This is a genomic window from Pseudoprimorskyibacter insulae (assembly GCF_900302505.1).
In the GTDB taxonomy this organism is placed as follows: domain Bacteria; phylum Pseudomonadota; class Alphaproteobacteria; order Rhodobacterales; family Rhodobacteraceae; genus Pseudoprimorskyibacter; species Pseudoprimorskyibacter insulae.
Genome location: NZ_OMOJ01000002.1, coordinates 373799 through 386450 on the forward strand (window position 1 = coordinate 373799; position 12652 = coordinate 386450).

Sequence of the window (12652 nt, forward strand, 5' to 3'; positions counted from 1 at the left end):
AGCCGAATGAGGATGGCATGACATTGCTTTGGATCGCGCTTGGCGCGGGGATGATGTTGGCTGCATTTGCGGCCTTTGGGCGGTTCGCTGGCTTTCATGCGCAGCGGCCCGAGGATTACGCTAAAACCGGACAGGCCATTGACCTGCGCCGCGATCTGAGCGGGCCGATTCTATGCGAAGGGGTGATCTATGGCCCCACCGGGCGCGTGGTGTCGCGGTTCGTCGGGGATTTCCACGCACGTTGGAATGGCAATCATGGGATCATGGAAGAACGCTTTGCCTATGACAGCGGCCGAAGCCAAACCCGCGTTTGGCAGTTGCATCTGAACGACGACGGCACCCTGCAAGCCGCCGCCGACGATCTGGTTGGGGCGGGGCAGGGCCGTCAGTCGGGCAGCGCGGCCTGTCTGAACTATCGTATCCGGCTAGAGGAAGACGCAGGCGGGCATGTGCTGAATGTGCGCGACTGGATGTATTTGGCGCCCAATGGAACCATCGTGAACCGCAGTCAGTTTCGTAAATACGGCCTGAAGGTCGGGGAACTGGTGGCAACGATGCGACGGAAGGAAGTGGCGTGAAAACATGGGCGGGCAAGTCCTATTGGCTGATCGGGGCGAGTGAGGGGCTGGGGGCCGCGCTGGCCCGCGTCATGAGCGCGTCGGGCGTGTCGCTGATCCTGTCGGCGCGGGGCGAAGATGGCCTTCGGGCGGTCGCGGATGGTCTGCCCGGTCCGGCCGAGGTTTCGCCCTTGGATGTGACGGATCAACAGGCGGTCACGGATGCCGCTGCCCGTATTCTGCCGCAGGTGGACGGGGTGGTGCACTTGGCCGGGGTCTATTGGCCGGTTGACGGCAAGGACTGGAACGCCGGCTACGTGACCACCATGGCGCAGGTGAACTTCCTAGGGGCGCTAAACGTCGCGGGGGCCGTGGTGCCGCATATGGTGGGCCGTGATGCCGGGCATTTCGTACTGACCGGGTCGCTTTCGGGGTTTCGCGGCTTGCCCGGTGCCATTGGCTATAGCGCGTCGAAGGCCGGGGTTATGTCACTGGCCGAAAGTCTGCATTGCGACCTGCGCGGTACAGGTGTTCAGGTGCAACTGGCCAATCCGGGCTTTATCAAGACCCGTCTGACTGACAAGAACGATTTCAAAATGCCGATGCTGATGAGCCCAGACAAGGCCGCGCGGCTGATGTTTGAACATATGACCACGGACAATTTCAGCCGCAGTTTTCCTGCGCCGTTTTCCTGGGTCTTCCGGCTGGGGCAATTCCTGCCCGATGGGCTGTACTACCGCATCTTCGCCTGAGCATGGGCACTTGCGCAGGATCAAAGACGCCACGCGCCGCCAATCGCAAAGTAAGCTGCGACTGGAAGGAGACGCGACATGAAGGATATCAGCTCTAGCAAGGTGGCCCAGATCATTCTGATGGGCCGGGAATTGCACCGCGCCGAAGGCGAAATGCGGGCGTTTATCGACGGACTGAACGAAGATGAGGCCGTCGCGCTTGTTGCGATCATGTGGATCGGGCGGGGCAGCTTTGATGCCGAGGAATGGGACGAAGCCGTCGCCACTGCCAAGCAAGAAGCCAGCACGCCAACCGCCGATTACTTGATCGGAACGCCGCATTTGCCCGACCATCTGGAAAACGGGATGGAGGCTTTGGGCGTCGCCGTTGCCGATGCCGAAGACGACTTGATGATGCGCGGGTCGTGACCCCTATCGCAACGACCGACCTTTGATAATGGCATCGGGGCCGAACTTGTTGCGGATCTTGTCCGCCGCGCGTTCGGCCTGACCACGCCGCCCGGCGTTCGGGTCCAGCAGATCGCCAGTGCGGTCGGCAATACCTTCGGCCACCAGATCCGAAATGCCTGCCCCGATCAGGCGATAGGGCCCCTGATCGCCCACTTGATCGAACAGGTTCCGCGCCACGCGGTAAATCCGGTCGGCCAATTGCGTGGCGTCCCCAAGCGACTGGCGGCGGGTGATCTGGCTATGATTGCCGCGCTTTAGTTTGAGCGTCACCACCCGCCCGGCCAGTTGTTTGGCCTTGGCCCGGTCGGCCACTTTTTCGCACATGCGCCACAGGTGGCCGTCAAGGATATCTGGGTCGCCCGTGTCTTCGAAAAACGTGGTCTCATTTGAGATAGACTTCATCGGCTCATGCGCGCTGACCCTGCGTTTGTCTTGGCCACGGGCCAGATGCCAAAGCCTGTCGCCCATGCCGCCGAACCGGGCGGTCAGGTCGGCCTTGTCCCAGCGCAGCAGGTCCTGGAAGGTGCGAATGCCCGCGCGGTCCAGCGCCTCTTGGGTGGCACCGCCTACGCCCCAGATCATCCGCACCGGCTTGGGCCGCAGAAAGGCCTGGGTTTCGGTCTGTCCGATCACAGCAAACCCGTGCGGTTTGTCGAGGTCCGAGGCGATCTTGGCCAGAAATTTGTTATGGCTCAGCCCGATAGACCCGGTCAGCCCCAGTTCACTGCGCATGCGGCGCACCAGACGGGCCAACATCACAGCGGGGGGATGGCCGTGCAAACGCGCGGTTCCGGTCAGATCCAAAAACGCCTCATCCAGTGATAGGGGTTCGACCACGGGCGTCAGCTCATCCATCATCTGCCGAATCTGGCGCGAGGCTTCGACATAGGCCTGCATCCGGGGGCGGATCACCACCGCATCGGGGCATAGCTTGAGTGCCTGAAACATAGGCATGGCCGACCGAACGCCGCGAATTCGGGCGACATAACAGGCAGTGCTGACCACCCCCCGACGCCCGCCGCCGATGATGACGGGTTTATCGGCCAGCTCGGGGTTGTCGCGCTTTTCCACGCTTGCGTAGAATGCATCGCAATCCATATGTGCGATGGACAGCGACCACAGCTCGTCATGGCTGACGACGCGGGGGCTTCGGCAGGTGGGGCAACGGGTGCCGGTTTCAAATTCGGACAGGCAGTCGCGGCAAAGGGCGGGCATGGATCGTTCCGCGTATCTTGGGCAAGGCAAGGATAAGGCGATGGACGGTGCAACTCCAGCGGCAAAGCAAGGCGATTTCACCGGCGCGAAGTTAATCGTGTTCATCGGCGATCAGATCGTTGCGCTGCGCCGTGATGACACACCGGGCATTCCCTATCCCGACATGCTCGATTTTCCCGGCGGTGGCCGGGAAGACGGCGAAACGCCTGCAACCTGTGCCCTGCGTGAGGCACGGGAAGAAATCGGTTTGGCGCTGAGCGAGGATCAGATCGTTTGGTCCAATCGGCTCGACCGGGACGGGCAGATCAGTTGGTTTTTCGTCGTCCATTTGCCCGCGGGGGCCGAGGCACGAATCGTCTTTGGCAATGAGGGGCGGGGATGGTCGTTGATGGACCCGGCCGAATTCATCGCCCGTGACGATGCCATCCCGCATTTCCGCGATCAGTTGGCGCAGTATCTGGGACATCGCGACAGAAAAAACCGGGATGAGGCAGGCTCATCCCGGCAGTGACGAACCCGGGACAGGATGGGTTCGTTGCAGGCGTCAGATCACATAGGTGATCCAACAGGGACAGCTGCAAAGGACGAGCAAGCGGCCTTGCGGCGGGACATAACGATATCGGTGGATTTGCGTTGACGGCGCGCGTCTTTCAAAAGTGCGCGGATCGTCACCAAAAGCGGTGTGTTCAAAGGGGCGGTAAATTGGCAGGCGATGCGGTCGCAACGCGTGTCCGTTGAATGTGTTGCCAGCGCCTCAAACGCGCCTTGCGATGGATTGTAGGTGATTTCGCCAAGTTGCATGGTGCACCTTTCGATCTCGGTTCGAAGGATGAACACCGGAACAGGCGGGAAAGTTCCCCGCCTGTGGATAAAATCTGTCAGGGAAATTCGGCAATGATTGCCTTGGCTGCGGCGCGCGGGTCTGCGGCCTGCCAGATCGGGCGGCCCACGACGATGTGATCTGCGCCTGCTTCAATCGCGCTGCGCGGTGTTGCGATACGCTTTTGGTCGCCTTTGTCGGCCCCCAAGGGGCGCACGCCGGGGGTCACGATCAGCTTGCCCGCCGCCTCGGGCAGGGCGCGGATCAGCGCGGCCTCATTCGGCGATGCAATGACACCATCGGCACCGGCGTCAAAGGCGCGGCCTGCGCGTTCGACCACCAGATCGGCAATGTCGCCTTCGCGGATCAGGCTGTTGTCCAGATCCTGCCGGTCGAGCGAGGTCAGGATGGTAACGCCAAGGATCTTCATGTCGGATTTGGCCGCGCCCTGTTTGGCGGCTTTGACCACATGCGGGTCGCCATGCACGGTCAGGAAATCAATGTCGAACTGCGCAAGACCGCGTACCGCAGCCTCAACCGTGGCACCGATATCGAACAGCTTCATATCCAGAAAGATGCGTTTGCCGTGTTCGGCCTTCAGCTCATTCGCGAGGGCAAGGCCGCCGCCGGTCAACATGCCCAGACCGATTTTATAGAACGACACCGCGTTGCCCAGTTTCTGAGCAAGTTCCAGCCCTGCGACGGCGTGTGGCACGTCCATCGCCACGATTAGTCTGTCGTCAGACATGGCAACCCCCGAATTTTGGATGAAATCGTGGCGTTGTCCCTGTTACGTGGCTTTCTGTCAACCCTAGCCCGTCAGACCAGCCCTGGTGCAAAGCGGAAATCACGGTGCCCGGCGCGGAATTCCGGCATGCGGCGCAATTGCCGAACGGCATCGCGGATTAAGCTGCTGCGCATCACCTCGGTCGAACGGGCAAAGAGGTTGGCCGCCTTGCAGGCGATATGAATGGTCGAGTCTTCCGTCAGGAACGCAACAATCGCGTGGGATACCCCGATTTCGGCGTCATTGTGAGACAGGTCGCTCACCTCAATTTCCTTGATCAGCATAGACGCACCTCCTGCCAGAACTCGTAGGTCTTCGGTGTTAACCAGCGATGAAGGCGCAAATTTGAATGATCTTGCCCGGAAATATGGCCTTGGACATTTTATGGTGTTTAAAGCTTCGGGAATTCGGCACATCACGCGTGATTGTTTCCGAATCCGCACAATTGTTACGTGTGCGACACATTCAAAAAATCATTCAAATTAACCCTAAACATCTTGAAAGGGGGGTGTTTGCCGCCCATCTTTTGACCGAGGCCCGACACCGGGGCGTGCCGCAAAGCGGGCGCCGCCAAATTGTACAATCGGGCGCTTTATGGAAGGAGATACACCATGAACTTGGAGAAGTTCACGGAGCGGTCGCGCGGCTTCATTCAGGCGGCCCAGACGATCGCCATGCGCGAAGGCCATCAGCGTCTGAGCGCGGAACATGTTCTCAAGGCATTGATGGATGACGATCAGGGGCTGTCCAGCAACCTGATTTCGCGGGCTGGCGGTGCGCCGGATCGCGTGCGCCAAGTGCTGGATACCAAGCTGGCCAAGATCCCCAAAGTGTCGGGTGACGCGGGTCAGGTCTACCTGGACAACACCACCGCCAAAGTGCTGGCTGAGGCCGAAAACATCGCCAAGAAAGCGGGCGATAGTTTTGTTCCGGTGGAACGGGTGCTGATGGCGCTGGCCATGGTCAAATCCCCCGCGAAAGAGGCGCTGGAGGCAGGGGCCGTCACGCCGCAAAAGCTCAATGAAGCGATCAACGACATTCGCAAGGGCCGCACAGCCGATAGCGCCAGTGCCGAAGACGGCTATGAGGCGCTGAAGAAATATGCGCGCGATCTGACCGAAGCCGCTGAGCAAGGCAAAATCGACCCGATCATTGGCCGGGACGAAGAAATCCGCCGCGCGATGCAGGTGCTTAGCCGCCGGACCAAGAACAACCCCGTTCTGATCGGGGAGCCGGGCGTGGGTAAAACCGCGATTGCCGAAGGTCTGGCCTTGCGCATTATCAATGGCGACGTGCCGGAAAGCCTGCGCAACAAGCGCCTGATGGCGCTGGATATGGGCGCGCTGATTGCCGGTGCCAAATACCGCGGCGAATTTGAGGAACGCCTCAAGGCGATCCTGTCGGAAATCGAAGCTGCGGCTGGTGAAATCATCCTGTTCATCGACGAAATGCACACGCTGGTTGGCGCAGGCAAATCCGATGGCGCGATGGATGCTGCGAACCTGATCAAACCTGCGCTTGCGCGGGGGGAATTGCACTGCGTCGGCGCGACCACGCTGGATGAATATCGCAAGCATGTGGAAAAAGACGCGGCTTTGGCCCGACGGTTCCAGCCTGTGATGGTGACGGAACCAACGGTCGAAGACACGATCAGCATCCTGCGCGGGATCAAGGAAAAGTACGAACTGCACCACGGTGTGCGGATTTCGGACTCGGCGCTGGTGGCGGCGGCAACCCTGTCGCATCGCTATATCACCGACCGTTTCCTGCCGGATAAGGCGATCGACCTTATGGATGAGGCCGCGAGCCGCCTGCGTATGGAGGTGGACAGCAAACCCGAAGAGCTGGACGCGCTGGATCGTCAGATCCTGCAAATGCAGATCGAAGTGGAAGCGCTGAAACTGGAAGACGACGTTGCGTCCAAGGACCGGCTGGAAAAGCTGGTGCGCGAACTGGCCGATCTGAAGGATCAATCCGCTGAAATGACCGCCAAATGGCAGTCTGAGCGGGACAAGCTGGCCTCGGCCCGCGAACTGAAAGAGGAGCTGGACCGCGCGCGCGCTGAGTTGGAAGCCGCTAAGCGTGAAGGCAACTTCGCCAAAGCGGGTGAGCTTCAGTATGGCCGTATCCCGGATCTGGAACGCCAGTTGGGTGAAGCCGAGCAGGCCGAAAACGACGTCATGGTCGAAGAGGCCGTCCGCCCTGAGCAGATCGCGCAGGTGGTTGAGCGTTGGACCGGTATCCCGACCAGCAAGATGCTGGAAGGCGAACGGGAAAAGCTGCTGCGGATGGAAGACGGATTGCACAAGCGGGTGATCGGCCAGGATCAGGCCGTGCGGGCGGTGGCCAATGCGGTGCGCCGTGCGCGGGCCGGGCTGAACGATGAAAACCGTCCGCTTGGGTCGTTCCTGTTCCTTGGGCCGACTGGCGTGGGGAAAACCGAACTGACCAAGGCCGTGGCCGAATTCCTGTTCGACGACGACAACGCGATGGTGCGTATCGACATGTCGGAGTTCATGGAAAAGCACGCGGTGGCCCGTCTGATCGGCGCGCCTCCGGGCTATGTCGGCTATGACGAAGGCGGTGTTCTGACCGAGGCGGTGCGGCGTCGGCCCTATCAGGTTGTCTTGTTCGATGAGGTCGAAAAGGCCCACCCGGATGTGTTCAACGTGCTGCTGCAAGTGCTGGACGATGGTGTTCTGACCGATGGTCAGGGCCGGACCGTGGACTTCAAGCAGACGCTGATCATTCTGACGTCGAACCTTGGGTCGCAAGCGCTGAGCCAACTGCCGGAAGGCGGGGATGCGGCGCAGGCCAAGCGCGATGTAATGGACGCAGTGCGGGCACACTTCCGCCCCGAGTTCCTGAACCGTCTGGATGAGACGATCATCTTCGACCGGCTTCAGCGCAAGGATATGGACGGGATCGTTGATATCCAAATGGCCCGCCTGCTCAAGCGGCTTGCCGCCCGCAAGATCGAACTGTCGCTGGATGACGGTGCGCATAAGTGGCTGGCTGAAGAAGGCTATGACCCGGTGTTCGGGGCGCGTCCGCTGAAGCGGGTGATCCAACGGTCGCTTCAGAACCCGCTGGCGGAAATGCTGCTGGCTGGTGACATCAAAGACGGCGACGTGGTGCCGGTGACGGCTGGGTCGGATGGTCTGTTGATCGGTGAAAAGCTGGGGGCCTCAAACCGACCGAAGCCGGATGGTGCGGTCGTCCATTAATAGCAAAGGGCCGGGGAAATCCCCGGCCCTTTTTCTATGCGGTTTTGGTTATTCGCCGATGGCGGCTTTGGCGATATCGGTCAGCAGATCCTCGACCGCCTGCATCGGGCCTTCGGGGAAATTGCGGAAGCCAATGACCGTGACATCGGGCCGTTCGGGCTGAACCATGACGAAGATGTCATAGGGGCAGAACACCAGGTTCATCGGATCTGCCTCCATCACCTGGCGTGACACCGCAGCCGAGCAGAAGCTGAACACCTCGGCGTTGGTGAACAGGACCACATCCGACCCGACATCGGCGCGGGTGCGTTCCAGCATATCGCCTGTGTGGCTGACACTGTCGATGACAAGGCCCTTGTCGACGATGGCGCTTTCCAGGCCAAAGACCACATCGTCAAAGGATTGATCGGTTTCGAAGGTAATGGCCTCTTGTGCTGCAAGGGGCGATGCAAGCGTCAGAGCCGCTGCGAGCAAAAAGTTTTTCATGGTCTCCTCCCACTGAACCGGGTTGCCGGATTTGGTACGCCGGGTAGTGTAGCGACAACCTTGTAGAACGAATTGATGCAAATCAACGAATATGTAGATCCGGGGCTGGGACAACATGTATATTCTGGAAATTCTTGCGTTGTGCTTTGCTGTGGCCATTGGCGCCGCTGTGCTGGCGATCCTTGCTTTGTTTGTCATTGACCGGGTTCAGACCTCGGATGCGATCCGCCGCAACTATCCGGTGCTTGGCCGGTTTCGGAGCCTGTTCACCACGTTGGGCGAATTCTTTCGGCAGTATTTCTTTGCCATGGACCGCGAAGAGCTGCCCTTCAACCGGGCGCAGCGCGATTGGGTCAATCACACCAGCGATGGGCGCGGAAATATGGTGGCCTTCGGGTCAACGCGAAACCTGTCGATCCCCGGCACGGCCCTGTTTGTAAATGCGCCCTTCCCGCCGATTGACGACCAATTTGCCAGCAGCGAACCGCGCGTCATCGGGGCCGGTGCCCGCGTTCCCTACACGGCGAAATCGTTCTTTAATCTTTCGGGCATGAGCTATGGGGCCTTGTCTATGCCTGCGGTCCGCGCCCTAAGCCGTGGTTGCGCCAAGGCGGGGATCTGGATGAACACCGGTGAAGGCGGGCTGTCGCCGTTTCACCTGGAAGGCGGGTGCGACATCGTCTTTCAGATCGGAACGGCCAAATACGGTGTGCGCAATGACGAGGGCGGTTTGGATGATGACAAACTGCGCGCGATGGCTGCCCATGACAGCGTGCGGATGTTCGAAATCAAGCTGGCGCAGGGGGCCAAGCCCGGCAAGGGCGGCATTCTGCCGGGGGCCAAGATCACGCCCGAAATCGCGGCCATTCGGGGCATTCCGGTGGGACAGGACAGCATTTCGCCCAACCGCCATGTGGAGGTCGATGACTGGGAAGACCTGCTGGATATGATCGCCCATGTGCGCGAGGTGACGGGCAAGCCCGTTGGCATCAAAACCGTGATCGGGTCGCGCGAAGGGATCACCGGGCTGTTCGACGCGATTGACGAACGCGGGGCTGCATCTGCGCCTGACTTTCTCACCATAGACGGCGGCGAAGGCGGAACCGGCGCGGCGCCCATGCCATTGATGGATCTGGTCGGCATGTCGATCCGCGAAGCCCTGCCCATGGCCGCCGAGTTGCGCGAGCGCTATGGGTTGCGCGACCGCATCCGCCTTGTGGCCAGCGGCAAGCTGGTCAATCCCGGCGATGTGGCTTGGGCGCTGGCGGTGGGCGCGGATTTTGTTACCTCAGCGCGCGGGTTCATGTTCTCGCTCGGGTGTATTCAGGCGCTCAAGTGCAACAAGAACACCTGCCCGACCGGGATCACCACGCATGATCCGCGACTACAAAAGGGGCTGGTGGTAGAAGCGAAAGAACAGCGCGTGGCCAATTATGCCAAGGGTGTCATTCATGAGGTGGAAACCATCGCCCATTCGGTTGGTGTGGCCGAGCCGCGCCTGATGCGGCCCCATCATGTGCGGATTGTGCAGCCTGATGGCCGGACGGTTCTTATGTCGGATCAGTGGCCGCGCGCCTCTATCGGATAGGATCGGGCGGTTAGGATCGGGCCTTTTCGTACTCAAGGCGGCGCTTGGCCATTTCTTCGTTCTGCGCCGCTTTTTGTTCTTGGGCCAAGGACTGTTCGACGTAGTCCAAATGCGCCTCAACCGCCGCGCGGGCGCCTTCGGGGTCGCGGTCCTGCAAGGCGTCATTGATGCGGGCGTGTTGGTCCAGCAGAGCATCGCGGGTGATGCGCTGTTTGAACATGATCGACCGGTTGTAGAACACGCCTTCGCGCAGCAGCTGGTACATCGACCGCATCATATGCAGCATGACGACGTTATGGCTGGCCTCGATGATCGCCAGATGGAAATCGGCGTCTAGCTGCGCCTCATCCGAAGGGTCGCGCTTGGAATGGGCGGCCTGCATTTTGTTGAACACGGTCTGGATCACCTCCAGATCGGTATTGGTGCCAAACCGGGCGGCGCGTTCGGCGGCAAGCCCTTCCATGTCGCGGCGGAAGGACAGGTAGTCAAAGACCGCCTCTTCATGGGTGGCGAAAAGCTTGATCAGCGCATCGGAAAAGGCCGAGCCCAGAACATCAGCCACATAGATCCCTGATCCGGCCTTGCTGGTCAAAAGCCCGCGGTCTTGCAGGTCCGAGATTGCCTCGCGTAGCGATGGGCGGCTGACGCCCAAGCGTTCCGACAATTCACGTTCGGCAGGCAGGCGTTCGCCGGGCCGCAGAATGCCGCGCAGGATCAACTGCTCGATCTGCCGGGTGACCGCAGTGGCCAGTTTTTCGGGCTGAACCTTGTGAAAGGGCATAGCGTTTTCCTGTGTGCGCCCGAACAGGTTTATGGGGCAGGCCGCGCCCGTGCAAGGGACAGCACAAAAAAGACCGCGCCCCGAAAGGCGCGGTTTTGGTTTGATTTGAGTTGGTCTTATTCGGCCGGAACGGCCTTGGCTTCGACCTTTTGGCGGGTGAAGTGCTGACTGTTCAGGCGCAGGACCAGCAGGATCGCAATCGCCTGAGAGATCAGGGCCAGCGCGGTCACGGCCCAATAGGCGGTGCCGAACTTGTCGATCATGCCAGTGGCGACCATGCCCTTGTTGACGAAGAAGTGGATCATCACCGACAGGGCCACGGCAGGGCAGACCAAGGCGTAAGAGCCGGGCGAGGTTTTGATGCCAGTCACAAAGTCGGCAAAGTAGTTCTGACGGCGCAGCACCAGCAGGCCAAGGCCAAGGAAGGTGACTTGGATCGCCAGCAGGCGGGCCAGCAGGATCATTGTGTCGGCATCGGTGCCATGGGCTTCGAAGGTGGTGTGCAGGCCGTGGTTCTGGCGCAGCAGCATGATACCAAGCACCGTGACAATCGGGACGATGATCATCAGGGTCGGCGCGGCTTCGCGGGCGGTGCCGTGTTGCAGCATCGAGGTGAAGGCCGTCGCAGAGGCCAGCAGGGTGTAGATGATCGCGGCAACACCCAGCAGGGTCGAGGCGATCAGGCTAACGCCAACAGTCGCTGGCGAATGGCTCATCGCGGCGGGGGCGGAGAAGCCCACGGCAATCATCGAGATGGCAAAGGCCGGCAGAAGCTGGGCAAAGCTATTGTGCGCGGTGACGTCAAACAATCCGCCCTTCGACAGCACGCGGCCCAGGAAATCGGCCAGGATCGAGAAGGCAAGCCAAGCAATGGCCGCAAAGGCAATCATCGCCAGTGGGAAGAGATACTCAACCACCGTCCACAGGCCGGGAACAAATACAAGGCCCACGATAAACATCGCGTTCACGGTCATCGCCAAGGCCAAGGGCTGGGCCATCAGCGTGGATTCGGCGTTCGAGTTGCGCAGTTTCTGATAGCTTTCGGTCTTCTTGAAGGCTGACAGGGCCGACAGGTTCCAAAGCAGGGATTTGACGTTCAGGACGGCAAAAACGGCGATCCCGATATAGGCGATGATAATCGCAGCCTGAAGGGCCGTGCCGCCCGTTGCGAAGGCTGCGGCAACGTCTTCAAAGATCGGCACGGGGCGGCCGGGGTGCGGCACCCAGAACATCAAGAACATGAAGAACGAAACAGTCACACCGCCTGCGCCCAGTGATGCGAGGAAATACAGGGGCGAATATTGATCCGCCGGTTTTTTGTAGATGTCAGCCATGGCGGCCTCCGGATTTACATTCCAATGATGGAATATAATTGACATTCCAAAACCAGAATGTAAATGCCAAATTTTGAATATGTTCCACCGCCGCGCCCGGAGTGCACGGTTCGTCTTTTTAAAATAATGATTTACGGTGTTCTAGCCGAGCGACTTTTCATAAAAAATGCTGGCCGGAACGGCCTTGTAGCTGCCAAACGGGCCGCATAGGGTGAAGCCGTGACGCTCATACAGGCGGTGTGCGGCGTGCAGGACATGCCCTGTTTCAAGGCGCAGAACCGGGATGGATTCGCCCCGCGCCGTGGCTTCGATCTGATCGACGATCAGGCTGGCAACGCCCTTGCCGCGCGCCTCTGGGGTCGTGAACATAGACTTCAACTCGGCATATCCGTCTTTGCGAGCGATCGCGCCGCAGCCAAGCGTGACCCCGTCCTCTTCAGCCAGAAACAGCGTAATCGACGGCACGCAAAGCTGATCGACGTCCAGATAGTGGCATTCCTCGGGGGAATAGAGCGATTGCATCAAGGCATGGCTGGCGGCCAAAAGCGCCAAGGCCTCCGGTTCTTTCGGTGATGCCGCGCGGATCGTGATCATGGAACACCTCATGGTATAGCTGGCGGAACACTAGCCAAAAGGGCAGGATTGCTGTCAATCG

General features: G+C 60.2%; 14 protein-coding genes. 6 read left to right on the forward strand and 8 right to left on the reverse strand.

The window, feature by feature from the left end:
• Positions 1-17 precede the first annotated feature (17 nt).
• The 3 genes from PRI8871_RS07245 to PRI8871_RS07255 all read left to right on the forward strand — a co-directional run bounded on the left by PRI8871_RS07245 (position 18) and on the right by PRI8871_RS07255 (position 1717).
• Positions 18-578 carry a DUF3833 family protein gene (locus PRI8871_RS07245; protein ID WP_108885520.1) on the forward strand — a complete coding sequence of 187 codons (561 nt, stop codon included), beginning with the start codon at positions 18-20 and terminating at the stop codon, positions 576-578.
• Positions 575-1309 carry an SDR family NAD(P)-dependent oxidoreductase gene (locus PRI8871_RS07250; protein ID WP_108885521.1) on the forward strand — a complete coding sequence of 245 codons (735 nt, stop codon included), beginning with the start codon at positions 575-577 and terminating at the stop codon, positions 1307-1309. The genes PRI8871_RS07245 and PRI8871_RS07250 overlap by 4 nt, the downstream gene beginning before the upstream one ends.
• Positions 1310-1387: 78 nt before the next feature.
• Positions 1388-1717: a DUF3775 domain-containing protein gene (locus PRI8871_RS07255; RefSeq protein WP_108885522.1), complete on the forward strand. Its 330-nt coding sequence runs from the start codon at positions 1388-1390 to the stop codon at positions 1715-1717.
• A gap of 3 nt (positions 1718-1720) precedes the next feature.
• Here the strand turns inward: PRI8871_RS07255 and PRI8871_RS07260 are convergent, their stop codons facing one another.
• Positions 1721-2974, reverse strand: a complete 1254-nt coding sequence (locus PRI8871_RS07260) for a DNA polymerase IV (protein WP_108885523.1) — start codon at positions 2972-2974, stop codon at positions 1721-1723.
• Between PRI8871_RS07260 and PRI8871_RS07265 the strand changes: the two genes are divergently transcribed.
• Positions 2973-3485: an NUDIX hydrolase gene (locus PRI8871_RS07265; protein WP_306418444.1), complete on the forward strand. Its 513-nt coding sequence runs from the start codon at positions 2973-2975 to the stop codon at positions 3483-3485. The genes PRI8871_RS07260 and PRI8871_RS07265 overlap by 2 nt on opposite strands.
• Positions 3486-3523: 38 nt before the next feature.
• Here PRI8871_RS07265 and PRI8871_RS07270 read toward each other — a convergent pair whose 3' ends face one another.
• From PRI8871_RS07270 to PRI8871_RS07280, 3 genes are all read right to left on the reverse strand, one after another.
• A complete protein-coding gene (locus PRI8871_RS07270) occupies positions 3524-3775 on the reverse strand; it encodes a hypothetical protein (protein ID WP_108885524.1) in 252 nt (83 codons plus the stop codon).
• 77 nt (positions 3776-3852) lie between these two features.
• Positions 3853-4542, reverse strand: a complete 690-nt coding sequence (gene pyrF, locus PRI8871_RS07275) for an orotidine-5'-phosphate decarboxylase (RefSeq protein WP_108885525.1) — start codon at positions 4540-4542, stop codon at positions 3853-3855.
• Between the two features lie 71 nt (positions 4543-4613).
• Positions 4614-4865: a hypothetical protein gene (locus tag PRI8871_RS07280; protein WP_108885526.1), complete on the reverse strand. Its 252-nt coding sequence runs from the start codon at positions 4863-4865 to the stop codon at positions 4614-4616.
• 327 nt (positions 4866-5192) lie between these two features.
• Between PRI8871_RS07280 and clpB the strand changes: the two genes are divergently transcribed.
• A complete protein-coding gene (gene clpB, locus PRI8871_RS07285; protein ID WP_108885527.1) occupies positions 5193-7808 on the forward strand; it encodes an ATP-dependent chaperone ClpB in 2616 nt (871 codons plus the stop codon).
• A gap of 48 nt (positions 7809-7856) precedes the next feature.
• Here clpB and PRI8871_RS07290 read toward each other — a convergent pair whose 3' ends face one another.
• Positions 7857-8294: a DUF302 domain-containing protein gene (locus tag PRI8871_RS07290; protein ID WP_108885528.1), complete on the reverse strand. Its 438-nt coding sequence runs from the start codon at positions 8292-8294 to the stop codon at positions 7857-7859.
• Positions 8295-8409: 115 nt separating this feature from the next.
• Between PRI8871_RS07290 and PRI8871_RS07295 the strand changes: the two genes are divergently transcribed.
• The gene (locus PRI8871_RS07295) at positions 8410-9882 is read left to right on the forward strand and encodes an FMN-binding glutamate synthase family protein (protein ID WP_108885529.1); all 1473 of its coding nucleotides are present in this window, start codon (positions 8410-8412) and stop codon (positions 9880-9882) included.
• A gap of 10 nt (positions 9883-9892) precedes the next feature.
• On the opposite strand, the gene PRI8871_RS07300 is transcribed toward PRI8871_RS07295, so the two are convergent.
• From PRI8871_RS07300 to PRI8871_RS07310, 3 genes are all read right to left on the reverse strand, one after another.
• Positions 9893-10663: a FadR/GntR family transcriptional regulator gene (locus PRI8871_RS07300; RefSeq protein WP_108885530.1), complete on the reverse strand. Its 771-nt coding sequence runs from the start codon at positions 10661-10663 to the stop codon at positions 9893-9895.
• A 116-nt stretch (positions 10664-10779) separates the two neighbouring features.
• Complete coding sequence (locus PRI8871_RS07305; RefSeq protein ID WP_108885531.1) at positions 10780-11997, reverse strand: TsoY family (seleno)protein; 1218 nt, start codon at positions 11995-11997, stop codon at positions 10780-10782.
• A 141-nt stretch (positions 11998-12138) separates the two neighbouring features.
• A complete protein-coding gene (locus PRI8871_RS07310) occupies positions 12139-12591 on the reverse strand; it encodes a GNAT family N-acetyltransferase (RefSeq protein WP_108885532.1) in 453 nt (150 codons plus the stop codon).
• Positions 12592-12652 lie beyond the last annotated feature (61 nt).